This is a genomic window from Citrobacter sp. wls757 (assembly GCF_005280935.1).
GTDB lineage: Bacteria > Pseudomonadota > Gammaproteobacteria > Enterobacterales > Enterobacteriaceae > Citrobacter > Citrobacter portucalensis.
The window spans coordinates 294995-310027 of record NZ_SZWU01000060.1 but is presented as its reverse complement, the minus strand read 5'-3'; the positions used below and the strand labels follow the sequence as shown (position 1 = coordinate 310027).

The 15033-nt window shown below is 52.2% G+C and carries 17 protein-coding genes; 4 read left to right on the top strand and 13 right to left on the bottom strand.

Annotated elements, in window-relative coordinates:
- From FDW94_RS24380 to rseD, 10 genes are all read right to left on the bottom strand, one after another.
- On the bottom strand, nucleotides 1-118 hold a 118-nt coding region (locus FDW94_RS24380), incomplete at its 3' end, for a recombination protein O N-terminal domain-containing protein (RefSeq protein ID WP_249358610.1).
- A gap of 27 nt (nucleotides 119-145) precedes the next feature.
- Nucleotides 146-1051: a GTPase Era gene (era, locus tag FDW94_RS16380; protein ID WP_003037581.1), complete on the bottom strand. Its 906-nt coding sequence runs from the start codon at nucleotides 1049-1051 to the stop codon at nucleotides 146-148.
- Nucleotides 1048-1728: a ribonuclease III gene (rnc, locus tag FDW94_RS16375; RefSeq protein WP_003037579.1), complete on the bottom strand. Its 681-nt coding sequence runs from the start codon at nucleotides 1726-1728 to the stop codon at nucleotides 1048-1050. Before rnc ends, era begins: the two co-directional genes overlap by 4 nt.
- A 269-nt stretch (nucleotides 1729-1997) precedes the next feature.
- Nucleotides 1998-2972 (bottom strand): signal peptidase I, encoded by a 975-nt coding sequence (lepB, locus tag FDW94_RS16370; RefSeq protein WP_003835329.1) that lies wholly within the window; start codon nucleotides 2970-2972, stop codon nucleotides 1998-2000.
- 15 nt (nucleotides 2973-2987) lie between these two features.
- Nucleotides 2988-4787, bottom strand: coding sequence for a translation elongation factor 4 (gene lepA / locus FDW94_RS16365; RefSeq protein ID WP_003037577.1), 1800 nt, complete (start codon nucleotides 4785-4787; stop codon nucleotides 2988-2990).
- Nucleotides 4788-5060: 273 nt separating this feature from the next.
- On the bottom strand, nucleotides 5061-5522 hold the full coding sequence (gene rseC, locus FDW94_RS16360) for a SoxR-reducing system protein RseC (protein WP_137377896.1): 462 nt from the start codon (nucleotides 5520-5522) through the stop codon (nucleotides 5061-5063).
- The gene (gene rseB / locus FDW94_RS16355; protein WP_003835334.1) at nucleotides 5519-6475 is read right to left on the bottom strand and encodes a sigma-E factor regulatory protein RseB; all 957 of its coding nucleotides are present in this window, start codon (nucleotides 6473-6475) and stop codon (nucleotides 5519-5521) included. The genes rseC and rseB overlap by 4 nt, the downstream gene beginning before the upstream one ends.
- Nucleotides 6475-7125, bottom strand: a complete 651-nt coding sequence (gene rseA, locus FDW94_RS16350; protein WP_008785497.1) for an anti-sigma-E factor RseA — start codon at nucleotides 7123-7125, stop codon at nucleotides 6475-6477. The genes rseB and rseA overlap by 1 nt, the downstream gene beginning before the upstream one ends.
- Nucleotides 7126-7156: 31 nt before the next feature.
- Nucleotides 7157-7732, bottom strand: coding sequence for an RNA polymerase sigma factor RpoE (gene rpoE / locus FDW94_RS16345; protein ID WP_003037573.1), 576 nt, complete (start codon nucleotides 7730-7732; stop codon nucleotides 7157-7159).
- Nucleotides 7729-7893 (bottom strand): rpoE leader peptide RseD, encoded by a 165-nt coding sequence (gene rseD, locus FDW94_RS16340; RefSeq protein WP_122973798.1) that lies wholly within the window; start codon nucleotides 7891-7893, stop codon nucleotides 7729-7731. Before rseD ends, rpoE begins: the two co-directional genes overlap by 4 nt.
- A gap of 263 nt (nucleotides 7894-8156) precedes the next feature.
- Between rseD and nadB the strand changes: the two genes are divergently transcribed.
- Nucleotides 8157-9779 (top strand): L-aspartate oxidase, encoded by a 1623-nt coding sequence (gene nadB, locus FDW94_RS16335; protein ID WP_003037572.1) that lies wholly within the window; start codon nucleotides 8157-8159, stop codon nucleotides 9777-9779.
- Here the strand turns inward: nadB and trmN are convergent.
- Complete coding sequence (trmN, locus tag FDW94_RS16330; protein ID WP_048215761.1) at nucleotides 9764-10501, bottom strand: tRNA(1)(Val) (adenine(37)-N(6))-methyltransferase TrmN; 738 nt, start codon at nucleotides 10499-10501, stop codon at nucleotides 9764-9766. The two genes, nadB and trmN, sit on opposite strands and share 16 nt — an antisense overlap.
- A gap of 130 nt (nucleotides 10502-10631) precedes the next feature.
- Between trmN and srmB the strand changes: the two genes are divergently transcribed.
- A complete protein-coding gene (gene srmB, locus FDW94_RS16325) occupies nucleotides 10632-11960 on the top strand; it encodes an ATP-dependent RNA helicase SrmB (protein WP_003835340.1) in 1329 nt (442 codons plus the stop codon).
- Nucleotides 11961-11977: 17 nt separating this feature from the next.
- Here srmB and FDW94_RS16320 read toward each other — a convergent pair whose 3' ends face one another.
- Complete coding sequence (locus FDW94_RS16320) at nucleotides 11978-12874, bottom strand: LysR family transcriptional regulator (protein ID WP_137377895.1); 897 nt, start codon at nucleotides 12872-12874, stop codon at nucleotides 11978-11980.
- Nucleotides 12875-12976: 102 nt separating this feature from the next.
- On the opposite strand from FDW94_RS16320, the gene eamB reads away from it, so the two are divergent.
- Entirely contained in the window at nucleotides 12977-13564 is a 588-nt protein-coding gene (gene eamB / locus FDW94_RS16315) for a cysteine/O-acetylserine transporter (RefSeq protein WP_032944265.1), read from the top strand.
- 79 nt (nucleotides 13565-13643) lie between these two features.
- On the opposite strand, the gene grcA is transcribed toward eamB, so the two are convergent.
- The gene (gene grcA, locus FDW94_RS16310) at nucleotides 13644-14027 is read right to left on the bottom strand and encodes an autonomous glycyl radical cofactor GrcA (RefSeq protein WP_003037563.1); all 384 of its coding nucleotides are present in this window, start codon (nucleotides 14025-14027) and stop codon (nucleotides 13644-13646) included.
- 317 nt (nucleotides 14028-14344) lie between these two features.
- Here grcA and ung point away from each other — a divergent pair.
- Nucleotides 14345-15033, top strand: a 689-nt coding sequence (gene ung, locus FDW94_RS16305) for a uracil-DNA glycosylase (protein ID WP_008785504.1), incomplete at its 3' end; no start/stop codon positions are given.

The following is a 15033-nucleotide window of genomic DNA, read 5'->3' as shown; positions in this document are numbered from 1 at the left end:
GTGCGCCTTTAGCCACAAGGCGCACGCGACCCGACTCTTCCGTGAAGACGTCCAGCACGAGACTGGTTTCGCTCCAGGGGCGACTATGCAGGACAAAAGCGCGTTGCCATCCTTCCATATACTCGCCGTGTTTCAGAGGATGTGTTTAGACGTCGTCGCCGTAACCGAGGCTACGCAGCGCGCGTTCGTCATCGGCCCAGCCGGATTTCACTTTCACCCACAGTTCGAGGTGAACGGGCGCTTCGAACATCTCCTGCATGTCTTTACGCGCTTCGATGCCGATGGTTTTAATCTTGGCCCCTTTGTTGCCAATAACCATCTTCTTCTGCCCTTCACGTTCAACGAGGATCAGACCGTTGATGTCGTAGCCACCGCGCTCGTTAGAGATAAAACGCTCAATCTCCACGGTAACGGAGTACGGCAGTTCAGCACCCAGAAAACGCATCAGCTTTTCACGGATGATTTCAGAGGCCATAAAGCGCTGAGAACGGTCGGTGATGTAATCTTCCGGGAAGTGATGAATAGCTTCCGGCAAATGCTTACGCACGATGCCCGCAACGGTATCGACATTCAAGCCGGTTTCGGCAGAAATCGGTACGATATCAAGGAAGTTCATCTGGCTTGCCAGGAACTGCAGGTGCGGCAGCAGATCGGCTTTTTCCTGAACGTTGTCGACTTTGTTGACGGCCAGAATAACCGGGGCTTTGCCATCACGCAGCTTGTTGAGCACCATTTCGTCGTCCGGCGTCCAGCGGGTGCCTTCGACAACGAAAATAACCAGTTCAACATCACCGATCGAGCTGCTCGCCGCTTTGTTCATCAAGCGGTTAATAGCCCGTTTTTCTTCCATATGCAGACCCGGGGTATCAACATAAATCGCCTGATACGCGCCTTCGGTATGGATGCCAACAATACGGTGACGTGTTGTCTGAGCCTTACGTGAGGTAATAGAAATCTTCTGCCCAAGCAGATTATTCAACAGGGTGGATTTGCCGACGTTCGGGCGACCGACGATAGCAATAAATCCGCAGTAGGTTTTCTCTTCGCTCATTCCAGCTCCAGTTTTTTCAACGCCTGTTCGGCGGCAGCCTGCTCAGCCTTACGACGGCTCGAACCTGTGCCAACCACCGGTTCACTCAGGCCGCTGACCTGGCAGTGGATAGTAAATTCTTGATCGTGTGCTTCACCACGGACCTGTACAACCAAATAAGACGGCAGAGGCAGGTGGCGGCCCTGCAAATATTCCTGCAGGCGCGTTTTCGGATCTTTTTGTTTGTCGCCTGGGCTAATTTCATCCAGACGAGTTTGATACCAGTTCAGGATCAATTGCTCAACGGTTTGAATATCGCTGTCGAGGAAGACGCCGCCGATCAAAGCTTCAACGGTATCCGCCAGGATTGATTCACGACGGAAGCCGCCGCTTTTCAGCTCACCTGGCCCCAAACGTAAACATTCACCGAGGTCAAACTCACGGGCTAATTCAGCCAGCGTATTGCCGCGAACCAGCGTCGCGCGCATGCGGCTCATATCACCTTCATCCACACGCGGGAAACGGTGATACAGCGCATTAGCGATAACAAAGCTCAAAATAGAGTCGCCTAAAAATTCTAAACGCTCGTTATGTTTGCTGCTGGCGCTCCGGTGAGTTAATGCCTGCTGCAACAGCTCCTGATGATTAAAAGTGTAGCCCAGCTTCCGTTGAAGCCGATTAATTACGATGGGGTTCATGCGATACCAATAAATGAATGCGTCAACAATTCAGCACACGAAACAGACCTGATATACGCACTTCGCTGAGCCATCCGGCTTCGCCTGCATGCTTTTGTATACAAACCAACGCTGTTTCGTGTGCCGTGGCAACCTGTCGGTGCCAACCTAAAACTTCGGGGGAATATTCTATACACAACGACAAGGGATGTCGTTAGTCTGCGGGAATTTATCCGAGAAATAATTCACGCTGCCGCCGTAATGACGACAACGTGAACGATTATCGGTGATTAGTGAATGCCACCAATACGGCTTAAACGCACACCGGTCGGCCATTCACCTTCTTGCTTATCGAAACTCATCCAGATAGCGGTCGCTTTACCAACCAGATTCGCTTCCGGTACAAATCCCCAGTAACGGCTGTCCGCGCTGTTATCACGGTTATCACCCATCATGAAGTAGTGTCCCGGCGGAACGATCCAGGTTGCCAACGGCTGACCAGGTTGACGGTAATACATCCCCACCTGATCCTGCGCAATCGGCACGGTCAGAATGCGGTGCGTAACCTCACCCAGCGTTTCTTTACGCTCAGAAAGGCGAATACCGTTCTCTTTTGTTTCGTTCAGCGGAACTTCAAAGAAGCCGCTGGTCGCTTCACCGCCGTTACGACGAGCAAAGGTCTGTACAAAATCACTTGGCTGAACATCAGAGTACGTTACCGGCAACGCGTTTTCACACGCCTGACCGGAACGGCATCCAGGCTGAATAGTCACCTCTTTCGCCACTGGATCGTACGTTACTTTGTCTCCCGGTAAACCGACAGCACGTTTAATGTAGTCCAGACGCGGATCTTCCGGGTATTTAAACACCACGATATCACCGCGTTTCGGATGACCGGTTTCGATCAACGTTTTCTGGTAAATCGGATCTTTAATCCCGTAGGCGAATTTCTCCACCAGGATAAAGTCACCGATAAGCAGCGTCGGCATCATCGAACCTGACGGGATCTGGAATGGTTCATAGATAAATGAACGCACCACCAGCACAATCGCCAGTACCGGGAAAACGGACGCCCCGGTTTCCAGCCAGCCTGGCTTAGGTGCCACTTTTTTCAGCGTAGCTTTATCCAGTGAATCACCTGCAGCAGCTTGCGCTGCTGCCTGACGCTCCCGGCGCTTTGGCGCGAAGATGAATTTATCTACGCACCATAAAATGCCCGTCACCAGTGTGGCAATCACCAGAATCAGGGCAAACATGTTCGCCATGCCAACTCCTTAAGATTATTTGCTGTCTTTACCGACATGCAGAATGGCGAGGAACGCTTCCTGCGGCAGTTCGACGTTACCGATCTGCTTCATGCGCTTTTTACCCTCTTTCTGTTTTTGCAGCAGCTTTTTCTTACGGCTGATATCACCACCGTAGCATTTCGCCAGAACGTTTTTACGCAGCTGCTTAACCGTTGAACGCGCGATGATGTGCGTACCAATGGCCGCCTGGATCGCGATATCAAACTGCTGGCGAGGGATCAGATCTTTCATCTTCTCAACCAGTTCACGGCCACGGCTCTGGGAGTTGTCGCGGTGGGTAATCAGCGCCAGCGCATCGACACGTTCGTTGTTGATAAGGACATCAACACGCACCATGTCAGACGCCTGGAAGCGTTTGAAGTTATAGTCCAGCGACGCGTAGCCGCGAGAGGTCGACTTCAGACGGTCGAAGAAATCGAGTACGACTTCCGCCATTGGAATCTCATACGTCAGCGCCACCTGGTTACCGTGGTAAACCATGTTTGTCTGGACGCCACGCTTCTCGATACACAGGGTGATGACGTTGCCAAGGTAAGCCTGCGGCAGCAGCATGTGACACTCAGCGATCGGCTCACGCAGTTCGTAGATGTTGTTCAGCGGCGGCAGCTTGGACGGGCTATCGACGTAGATAGTCTCTTTCGCCGTGGTTTCGACTTCGTAGACTACGGTCGGCGCGGTGGTGATCAGATCCAGATCGTATTCACGCTCCAGACGTTCCTGAATGATCTCCATGTGCAGCAGACCAAGGAAGCCACAACGGAAGCCGAAGCCCAGCGCGGTAGAGCTTTCCGGTTCGTAGAACAGGGAGGCGTCGTTCAGGCTCAGTTTGCCAAGCGCGTCACGGAAGTTTTCATAGTCGTCAGAGCTCACCGGGAACAGACCGGCGTAAACCTGCGGCTTCACTTTTTTAAAGCCTGGCAGCGGTTTGTCTGCCGGGTTACGCGCCTGCGTCAGGGTATCGCCAACCGGTGCGCCGAGGATGTCTTTAATCGCACAAACCAACCAACCTACCTCGCCGCATTTCAGCTCGGTACGGTCAACCTGTTTTGGCGTGAAGATGCCCAGACGGTCAGCGTTATAGACCTGACCGGTGCTCATTACTTTAATTTTGTCGCCTTTACGCATGGTGCCGTTTTTAATACGCACCAGTGACACCACGCCAAGGTAGTTATCGAACCAGGAGTCGATGATCAGCGCCTGCAATGGGCCTTCCGGATCGCCTTCCGGCGGCGGAATGTCGCGTACCAGACGTTCAAGAACGTCAGTGACGCCAACGCCGGTTTTCGCCGAGCAGCGAACGGCATCTGTCGCATCGATACCGACGATATCTTCGATCTCTTCCGCTACGCGTTCAGGATCGGCGGCTGGCAGGTCAATTTTATTCAGTACCGGTACTACTTCCAGATCCATTTCCATGGCGGTATAGCAGTTAGCCAGGGTCTGCGCTTCTACGCCCTGTCCGGCATCAACAACCAGCAATGCGCCTTCACAGGCAGCAAGCGAGCGGGAAACTTCATACGAGAAGTCAACGTGGCCCGGGGTGTCGATAAAGTTAAGCTGATAGGTTTCACCATCAGATGCTTTGAAATCGAGCGTCACGCTCTGCGCTTTGATAGTAATACCGCGCTCACGCTCAAGATCCATCGAGTCGAGAACCTGCGCTTCCATTTCACGGTCAGACAGGCCACCGCAGATCTGGATAATACGGTCAGACAGCGTCGATTTACCGTGGTCGATGTGAGCTATGATTGAAAAGTTACGTATGTTCTTCATATAGTGTAATTATTGTGCCTTACGCCCGCCGAAGCAGGCTCTGAGAAGTCGCTGATCTGAGCTTAACGTCTGTTTAAGTGAAACGCCGCATTCTACACTACAACGCTGAGGCGAGGAAACGTTCATAGAGCAAGGATAGCGGGAACTGGAAACAACCTTGCAAAGTCGGTGAAACTTTTGCCGGATGGCGGCATAAACGCCTTATCCGGCCTACGCCTGCATCTGAGCACGCTGTAGACCTGATAAGCGCAACGCCATCAGGCAAAGATATCACTACTGGGTTTCGACGCGAATAAGATCGGGTGGGAGAGCAACGTTCAGAATGACCGGCTGCCAGGCTTCGCGTTCAGCAAGCTTACGAGAGTATCCACGAGCAATCAGGAATCCGCCCACGCCCCCCAGCACTGCGCCGCTTAATGCCGCAAGATCGGAACCAAACAGCACCTGGAACAGCGCTGCGAAAAGAAACAGTCCCGCCAACGGAGACATGTAGACCAGCATCGCCGAACCCAGCAGGCTACCTTCGGCAATGCCCAGTTCAACTTTTTGACCAGGGGTCAAGGGTTCGTCGCAGGACACCACGATGGTGTGTGTGGTCTGTGGTCCCAGTTTATTCAGCACGCGGCTCCCACATCCGGCCCGGGAAGCGCAACTGCTACATGATGCTTTAACATCACAGCTGACCGTCGCCAGACCATTTTGCCAGGAGACGACCGTCGCCCACTCTTTAATCATTGTGCTGCCCTGAACTTGATATTGTCCGCGATACGCTTCGCCGTTTGTGGTGGAAGCTCGCCCACAATCGTAATTTCCGCGTTATCACGCACGCTGGTGCTGACCGTTCTGCGGCCAGTACGCAGCAGTTGATCGGCGCTGTTCTGCGTCGCACGGTTTACGTTCACGGAGAAACTAAACAGGCCATCAGAATAAAGGCGTGATTCAATCGGCATGTTATCCATCGTCGGCAGCGGACGTCGACTGCTTGAGACCTCACTGAAACCTTGTGGCAACCACGACGGACTCCAGTTGAAGTTGGTTTTCTCGCCTGCAGGAACCGACAGCAACGGTGGTAAATTCGCTTTTGCTAACGTCTGCATGCTGTCGCTAACACCGTTATTCACGGTAAAGGAGATCACACGGAACTGTTCCAGCGTTTCGCCATCACGATCGAGGAGATCGACACGCATTGGCAGTTTGGTCTCCGTGTCCATCCAAACGATATAGCTGTAACGGGTGCCGTCACGCGCCACAACGCGGATCACTTCACAGAGCCGATCGGCAATACGGGTGCGGCCTACTGAGATAAAATCATAGTAGGGAGCAAGGCGTTTGAAATCGGTGTAAATCAGGGATGGCAGAGAGTCAACGATATAATCGCCGTTCAGCGTGAACGGTTCGAGACCAGGCTCAAAATAGCTAATTTCGTTGCCGCGTTGCACCACTTCCCGGCGCGGTCCATCCATTTGTAATAGTTGCGCGAGTGGACGGTTATCCTGGCGGGCATGACGATAACGTAGGGATTCAACACCCTGCTTATTGATGCTGACAAATGACAGCTCATAGGTTAGCGACTGGCTGGCCAGATTCATCTGCTGCAACAACGCCCCGGACGCAGGATTGGCCGAGGCGTTTACAGAGAAGAACAGGCTACCAGCCACAAGTGACATGGCAAACCAAAGTTGCTTCATTACTGCGATTGCGTTCCTAAAGTTTGAATTCCTGGCACCTGCACAGCGGCTTGCTGTGTTTGGGCCTGCTCAAACTGAAGCTGTTCAGAGTGCAGTCGACGTTGCAATTCGTAATCCTGCAACATGGCATTAATACGACGACGCTGCTCCTGTACCTGCTGTTGTTGACCGCCGCTGGCCGTCGCGTCAGAAGGTACACCCAAGCTAACCGGACTGGCTTTACCCATCATCGGTAATGTATTAAATACCGGTGTTTCGGGCTGCTGGGACGTTTCAGATTGCCCATTATAGTGCTGGACGCCAACGATAACTGCAAGTGATACGCACGCGGCCACACCCATTTGGGTAAGCTGCGCGGCCCACGGACGCATTTTCTTCCAGAATGGCATTTTCTGCCACTGGTGCGGTGCTGGCTGGGCCTCAGGAATCAATGGCGCCGTCTGACGTACTGGCTCATCCTGGATGGCGGCCATTACGCGGGCGGAAATATCGAAATGGAGAACGTCGGCGGTATCACCTCGCATGGAATCGCGAATCAGGTGATAACTCTCCCAGGTTTTTTGCATTTCCGGGTCGTGAGTTAGCTCTTTGAGTAACTCAGTATCCAGCGTTTCGCCATCCATTAAAGCGGAAAGTTTCTCTTTCTGCATGCCTAATACCTTTTCCAGTATCCCGCTATCGTCAACGCCTGATAAGCGGTTGAACTTTATTATCAATAGCTTCCCTCGCTCGGAAGATACGTGAACGCACCGTACCTACCGGACAATCCATGATAGCGGCTATCTCTTCATAGCTCAGGCCATCCAGCTCCCGCAAGGTTATTGCCATGCGTAAATCTTCCGGGAGGGACTCAATAGTTCGGAAAACTATCTGTCTCAGTTCTTCTGACAACATTAAGTTCTCAGGGTTCGAAATTTCTTTCAGTGCTCCGCCACTTTCGTAATTTTCTGCTTCAATCGCATCTATATCACTGGAAGGTGGACGACGCCCCTGAGCGACCAGGTAATTCTTCGCTGTATTGACTGCAATACGATACAGCCAGGTATAAAAAGCACTATCTCCCCGGAACGAGTCCAGCGCACGATAGGCTTTGATAAATGCTTCTTGTACTACATCGGGTACATCACCCGACGGTACATAGCGAGAAACCAGACTCGCCACCTTATGCTGATAGCGCACTACCAGTAGGTTAAAGGCTTTCTGATCTCCCTTCTGGACCCGTTCTACCAGGACCTGGTCCGTTAACTGCTCGCTCATCCGAGGTAAAGTCTCCCCAAACCAAATTTCCACGCGCTTTCGAAACGCCACTCCATCAGCTTCACTATGAGCAAGCAAATGCTTAGAGTGCTCAAGTTTCGTAAAGTTCCGTTACGCATTGTTTTTTGTTTGTCATGTTGTAGACAGGTCTTATCTCTCATTATAAGTCTACATAACCCGATCAACGCACTATCTGTACAGAAATGCCCATTTCACCGCTTGCAGAGTAACCCAACGGGCACTTTATTTCATCACATAATCTGATGCTAACGGCCTGCTTCACAAAATATTTTTGCCTATTTCGCCCTCATCATGCTTTTCCTTCATGTTTAGTCATTGCAACACATTTAAAAATAAAACGTGCAGTATCGCGCAATGTGATGCTATGGTGACCAAACACTGTTTAGTAAATTAAACAAACATCATGAATACGACTCCTGAATTATCCTGTGACGTGCTGATCATTGGCAGCGGGGCTGCCGGACTCTCACTGGCGCTGCGCCTGGCTGAAAAACATCAGGTTATTGTCCTGAGCAAAGGGCCGGTCAGCGAAGGCTCGACATTTTATGCCCAGGGGGGTATTGCCGCGGTTTTCGATGAAACCGACAGTATCGACTCCCACGTTGAAGATACGCTGATTGCCGGGGCCGGGCTGTGCGATCGCCATGCGGTTGAATTTGTCGCCAGCAATGCTCGCACCTGCGTTCAATGGCTTATCGATCAGGGCGTCTTATTCGATACACAGGTTCAGCCTAACGGCGAAGAGAGCTATCACCTGACCCGTGAAGGCGGTCACAGCCATCGACGCATCCTGCACGCTGCGGATGCTACCGGCAAAGAAGTCGAAACCACCCTCGTCAGCCAGGCACAAAATCACCCCAATATCCGGGTTCTTGAGCGTAGCAACGCCGTCGACCTGATTGTCTCCGATAAAATAGGTCTGCCGGGAACGCGTCGGGTTGTCGGCGCATGGATCTGGAATCGTAATAAAGAAGCCGTCGAAACCTGCCATGCGAAGTCGGTAGTGTTGGCCACCGGCGGCGCATCAAAGGTGTATCAATACACCACCAATCCGGATATTTCCTCGGGTGACGGGATTGCAATGGCCTGGCGCGCAGGATGCCGCGTCGCCAACCTGGAGTTTAACCAGTTTCACCCGACTGCGCTGTATCATCCGCAGGCACGCAATTTTCTGCTGACCGAAGCGCTGCGCGGCGAAGGCGCGCACCTGAAGCGCCCGGACGGTTCACGCTTTATGCCCGATTTTGACGAACGTGGCGAACTGGCTCCCCGTGATATTGTCGCCCGCGCCATTGATCATGAAATGAAGCGCCTTGGTGCAGATTGCATGTTCCTCGATATCAGCCATAAGCCGGAAGAATTTGTTCGTCAGCATTTCCCGATGATTTATGAAAAGTTGCTGGGACTGGGCATTGATTTAACCAAAGAGCCAGTTCCCATAGTGCCTGCCGCGCACTATACCTGCGGCGGTGTGATGGTGGATGACTTTGGCCGTACCGATGTCGACGGGCTGTATGCGATCGGCGAAGTGAGTTACACCGGCCTGCATGGCGCCAACCGGATGGCATCGAACTCATTGCTGGAGTGTCTGGTTTATGGCTGGTCCGCGGCTGAAGATATCGACAGGCGCATGCCTTATGCTCGCGGCGTTAGCACGCTCCCGGGCTGGGATGAAAGCCGGGTAGAAAATCCGGATGAGTTGGTTGTTATCCAGCATAACTGGCATGAGCTGCGGCTGTTTATGTGGGATTACGTCGGTATTGTGCGTACGACCAAGCGCCTGGAGCGCGCTCTGCGCCGTATCACCATGCTGCAACAGGAAATCGACGAGTATTACGCCCATTTCCGCGTGTCGAACAATTTGCTGGAACTGCGTAACCTGGTGCAGGTTGCCGAGCTGATTGTCCGCTGCGCAATGATGCGCAAAGAGAGTCGGGGCCTGCACTACACGCTGGATTACCCAGAGCAGCTTCCAGAAGCCGGCCCGTCCATTCTCTCGCCGCTAAGTCATCACATAAACAGGTAAAACGCCTGGGTCAGCGCCGTGTAACCTTCAGAGTAACGTTGGTCTGGCCCACGAATCACCAGCCTGTCGCTAAAGCACTCCCCGGCCTGCGGGGAGAATGCCAGCAATACCCGATGCGGTAGTCGGGCTTCCGTTTCTGCTACATCCGTACGTAATCGCAGATGCCAGCCCATACTTAATGCCTGCTGGGTAAACGCGTTCCCAATCTGTTCCGGCAGCACGACACAAAAAAAACCTTCTTCCGTAATGCTGTCCGCCGCCAGCGTAAGCAACGCCTGGTGATCGAGCGTGGTGGTATAGCGCGCCTGCTCGCGCTGCGGTGTAGCACATTCCACGCCCTGTTCATAATAGGGAGGGTTGCTGATTATCAAATCAAAACGCACGGTCTGACGCGGTATCCACTGCTGTGCATCTTCTGTATGAACACTCACGCGATGCATCCACGGAGATTGCGCGATGTTCTCCTGCGCCTGCTGCGCGGCATCGACATCAAGCTCCACGGCGTCAATGATGACGTTTTCATCAGTGCGCTGGGCCAACATCAGCGCCAACAGGCCACTCCCGGTACCAATATCCAGGATCCGCTTTACGCCCGCAACGGGGGCCCAGGCCCCCAATAAAATGCCGTCTGTTCCGACTTTCATTGCACAGCGATCGTGTGCCACAAAAAACTGCTTAAAAGTAAATCCATTACGTCTCAGTACGGATGTAGACTGGGGCATGAAGAACAACCTTCCTGGAAAAAAAACGATAACATAGGATAAAAACAATACCTGAGAAGGTATATCCATACAAACAGATGAAGATTGCAGCCGTAACGTCTATAATCAGCGCCCCACTCAGAGGTAGAACATGACTGTAACGACTTTTTCCGAACTTGAACTCGATGAAAGCCTTCTGGATGCCCTCCAGGAAAAAGGTTTCACTCGCCCGACCGCCATTCAGGCTGCCGCCATTCCGCCTGCGCTCGATGGCCGTGATGTACTCGGTTCTGCGCCGACAGGCACCGGTAAAACGGCGGCATATTTGCTGCCAGCGTTGCAGCACCTGCTCGACTTCCCGCGCAAGAAATCTGGTCCGCCGCGCATTTTAATCCTGACGCCAACGCGCGAACTGGCGATGCAGGTTGCCGAACACGCTCGTGAGCTGGCGAAGAATACACATCTGGATATCGCTACGATTACCGGCGGCGTGGCTTACATGAACCACATGGAAGTCTTTAGCGAAAACCAGGACATCGTGGTCGCCACCACGGGTCGTCTGCTGCAATACATTAAAGAAGAAAACTTCGACTGCCATGCGGTTGAAACGCTAATTCTCGATGAAGCAGACCGTATGCTGGACATGGGCTTTGCCCAGGACATCGAGCATATCGCCGGTGAAACACGCTGGCGTAAGCAAACCATGCTGTTTTCCGCCACGCTGGAAGGCGATGCGATTAAAGATTTTGCCGAGCGTCTGTTGGAAGACCCGGTCGAAGTCTCAGCGGATCCGTCCACCCGCGAACGCAAGAAGATCCATCAGTTTTACTACCGTGCCGATGACATCGAGCACAAAACTGCCATGCTGATCCACCTGTTAAAACAGCCAGAAGCGACTCGCTCGATTGTCTTCGTACGCAAACGTGAGCGTGTGCACGAACTGGCAGGCTGGCTGCGCCAGGCGGGCATTAATAACTGCTATCTCGAAGGCGAGATGGTGCAGAACAAACGTAACGAAGCGATCAAACGCCTGACCGATGGTCGTGTGAACGTGCTGGTAGCAACCGACGTTGCCGCTCGCGGGATCGATATTCCTGACGTCAGCCACGTGTTTAACTTCGACATGCCGCGCAGTGGCGATGCCTATTTGCACCGTATTGGCCGTACCGGTCGTGCTGGCCGTAAAGGCACTGCGATCTCTTTGGTTGAAGCGCACGACCACCTGCTGCTCGGCAAAGCGAGCCGCTATATTGACGAACCGCTGAAAGCTCGCGTCATTGACGAACTGCGTCCAACCACGCGCGCGCCAAGTGAGAAATCTAACGGTAAGCCATCCAAGAAAGTGCTGGCGAAGCGCGCTGAGAAAAAGGCGAAAGAGAAAGAGAAGCCGCGGGTGAAAAAACGTCACCGCGACGCAAAAAATATCGGCAAACGTCGTAAGCCGAGCGGCGCTGCTACCCAGCAGTCCGACAAAGAGTAAACCGAATGCCGGGCCATTTAGCCCGGCATTTTTTCACGTGATGCAAAACTCTCTTCAATACACTCAAGAAACACCCGCATCGCCGGGCTAACGACTTTTCCGGCATGATAACCACACAATGCCGTAATTAACTCAGGTTGTTCACTGAACGGTAATTCAATCAACTCCCCTGATCGTAACTCCTTCTCGACGGCAAAATGCGGCAAAAAGCTGATCCCAAGATTTGCCGATACGCACTGCTTAATACTTTCAATGCTCCATAACTCAATGGTATTTTCCAGCGTAATCTGTCGTTTACGCAGTAGCCCCTCGAAGCGTTGTCTGAAAATACATTGCGGCTCATTAATGATAAAACTGCAGAGAATGTGCTGGTTATGCTGAGTAAAATCAACGTGCTGAAGCAGTGGCGAAGCAACTAATGCCAGTGACTGATCGCCAAGCGGCATCAACTCCAGGGCATCGTCATTACCCACCCGATAAAAGACCCCCAGATCAACATCATCACTGAGCAATGCATCGCGAATGACATAACAGTTGAGCGACTGTAAAGACAGCCGCACATGGGGCGCACGTTGTTTAAATCGCTGTAAAACCTGCGGCATTTTATACGCCAGCAGCGTTTCGCCTGTTGCGACACGTAGATCGCCGCTCGGCTGCGCATCCTGATGTGCCGACTGTCGAATCGATGCCATCACGCGCGTCAGGTCATGGATATGCGGCATCAGCCGTTTTCCCTCACTGGTGAGACACATCCGGCGACCAATTTTTTCAAACAACTGCACCGAAAGCTCTTGCTCAAGCTGTTGAATATGAAAGGTAACCGTTGATTGCGTACAGCACAGTTTTTGTGATGCCCGCAGAAATGAGCCCTCTTCCACCACCGTTTTTAGCGTAATAAACCGACGTAAATCCATCCGCACCAACCCATCGAAAATATCGAATCCAGAATGCAAAAATATTCATTTTTTTTAATGTTTTGCCTCGGGTACTGTCTATCAAAACAGAGGAGATAACAAGTGACCCCCACGCTTTTAAGTGCATTCTGGACCTATACATTGATTACCGCGCTAACCCCCGGACCAAACAACATCCTTGCGCTCAGCGCCGCGACGTCACACGGTTTTCGTCAGAGTACACGCGTACTGGCCGGAATGAGTCTGGGCTTTTTAATCGTCATGATGATGTGCGCCGGGATTTCATTTTCACTGGCGGTCATGGATCCAGCCATCATCCATTGGCTTAGTTGGGCTGGGGCCGCTTATATCCTGTGGCTGGCGCTGAAGATCGCCACCAGCCCGACCTCGAACGATAGATTGCAGTCAGAGCCGATTAGCTTCTGGGCAAGTTTTGGCTTGCAGTTTGTTAACGTGAAAATCATTTTGTACGGCATTACCGCGTTATCCACGTTCGTATTACCGTACACTCAGGACGCCCACTGGCTGATTGGGGTGAGTATTCTGTTAGCGCTGATCGGCACCTTCGGGAATGCCTGCTGGGCGCTGGCGGGCCATCTTTTTCAGCGCGTTTTTCACCGTTACGGTCGACAGTTGAATATCATTCTGGCGCTGCTGTTGGTGTATTGCGCGGTGAGGATCTTTTACTAACAGATGCAAAAAAGCGGAAGACGCACTGGCATCTTCCGCTTTTTGATTCTCTGCTAAACGGGGTTATTCCCCGTGAGCCTTACAGGCTCTCAGTAAAGGTACGAGCAATAACGTCGCGCTGCTGTTCTGGGGTCAGAGAGTTGAAACGCACTGCATAACCCGAAACACGGATGGTCAGTTGCGGATATTTTTCCGGATGCTTAACTGCATCTTCCAGCGTTTCGCGACGCAGAACGTTCACGTTCAGGTGCTGACCACCTTCCACGCGGACTTCCGGCTGTACGTCTACCGGTACTTCACGGTATTCGATTTCGCCCAGTTTGCTGACTGCAACGACTTCATCAGCATTGAAACCTGCTTTCGCAACGATGCAGCGAGCTTCGCCTTTTTCGCTGTCCAGCAGCCAGAAAGAGTTCAGCAGGTCGTCGTTTGCAGCTTTAGTAATCTGGATACCTGTAATCATTTGATGCCTCCCCGGCAAAATTATTTGATCTCGGTTGGCCGTCATCCGGCCAATTGGTAAAACCATTGTTGCTTGAGTGTATATATACCCCTCACACATCCTTGAATCTTTGATTTAAATCAACAAAAACCACACATGGAAAGTGGTGATAGGTGGATTTTATTGTTTTACATCAACTTACGCCATGTGCACAGCTAAACTTTTTACATAAATTTTCAACTATCTTTAAGGGGTAGACCATTGAGTAACGTACAGAATTTTGCGACGTCGAAAGAAGCAGTTAAGCTAGGGGGATTGAAAATTCGCAGGAGAGCGAGATGGCCACCGAATTAACCTGGCACGATGTGCTGGCTGAAGAGAAACAGCAGCCTTATTTTGTTAACACGCTGCATACCGTTGCCGGCGAACGTCAATCGGGTATGACAATTTATCCGCCGCAAAAAGATGTGTTTAACGCTTTTCGCTTTACCGAGCTTGGTGATGTGAAAGTCGTCATCCTGGGTCAGGATCCTTACCACGGTCCAGGCCAGGCACACGGTCTCGCGTTCTCTGTTCGCCCCGGCATTGCCACTCCACCCTCGTTGCTGAATATGTACAAAGAGCTGGAGGCAACAATTCCAGGCTTCACGCGCCCAACGCACGGATATCTGGAAAGCTGGGCACGCCAGGGGGTACTGTTACTTAACACAGTACTCACCGTCCGCGCCGGCCAGGCACATTCTCACGCCAGCCTTGGGTGGGAAACATTTACCGATAAAGTCATCAGTCTGATTAACCAACATCGGGAAGGTGTGGTTTTCCTGCTCTGGGGTTCTCACGCACAGAAGAAAGGCGCGATTATTGATACGCAGCGTCACCATGTGTTGAAAGCGCCCCACCCATCACCGCTCTCTGCGCATCGCGGTTTCTTTGGCTGCAATCACTTTGTACTGGCGAATGAATGGCTGGAACAACGAGGTGAAAAGCCAATTGACTGGATGCCGGTATTACCCGCAGAAAGCGAGTA

Coding starts and splice junctions, on each gene's coding strand:
- era (WP_003037581.1), bottom strand. CDS start 1,051: ATGAGCGAAGAGAAAACCTACTGCGGATTTATTGCTATCGTCGGTCGC.
- rnc (WP_003037579.1), bottom strand. CDS start 1,728: ATGAACCCCATCGTAATTAATCGGCTTCAACGGAAGCTGGGCTACACT.
- lepB (WP_003835329.1), bottom strand. CDS start 2,972: ATGGCGAACATGTTTGCCCTGATTCTGGTGATTGCCACACTGGTGACG.
- lepA (WP_003037577.1), bottom strand. CDS start 4,787: ATGAAGAACATACGTAACTTTTCAATCATAGCTCACATCGACCACGGT.
- rseC (WP_137377896.1), bottom strand. CDS start 5,522: ATGATTAAAGAGTGGGCGACGGTCGTCTCCTGGCAAAATGGTCTGGCG.
- rseB (WP_003835334.1), bottom strand. CDS start 6,475: ATGAAGCAACTTTGGTTTGCCATGTCACTTGTGGCTGGTAGCCTGTTC.
- rseA (WP_008785497.1), bottom strand. CDS start 7,125: ATGCAGAAAGAGAAACTTTCCGCTTTAATGGATGGCGAAACGCTGGAT.
- rpoE (WP_003037573.1), bottom strand. CDS start 7,732: ATGAGCGAGCAGTTAACGGACCAGGTCCTGGTAGAACGGGTCCAGAAG.
- rseD (WP_122973798.1), bottom strand. CDS start 7,893: ATGAGAGATAAGACCTGTCTACAACATGACAAACAAAAAACAATGCGT.
- nadB (WP_003037572.1), top strand. CDS start 8,157: ATGAATACGACTCCTGAATTATCCTGTGACGTGCTGATCATTGGCAGC.
- trmN (WP_048215761.1), bottom strand. CDS start 10,501: ATGCCCCAGTCTACATCCGTACTGAGACGTAATGGATTTACTTTTAAG.
- srmB (WP_003835340.1), top strand. CDS start 10,632: ATGACTGTAACGACTTTTTCCGAACTTGAACTCGATGAAAGCCTTCTG.
- FDW94_RS16320 (WP_137377895.1), bottom strand. CDS start 12,874: ATGGATTTACGTCGGTTTATTACGCTAAAAACGGTGGTGGAAGAGGGC.
- grcA (WP_003037563.1), bottom strand. CDS start 14,027: ATGATTACAGGTATCCAGATTACTAAAGCTGCAAACGACGACCTGCTG.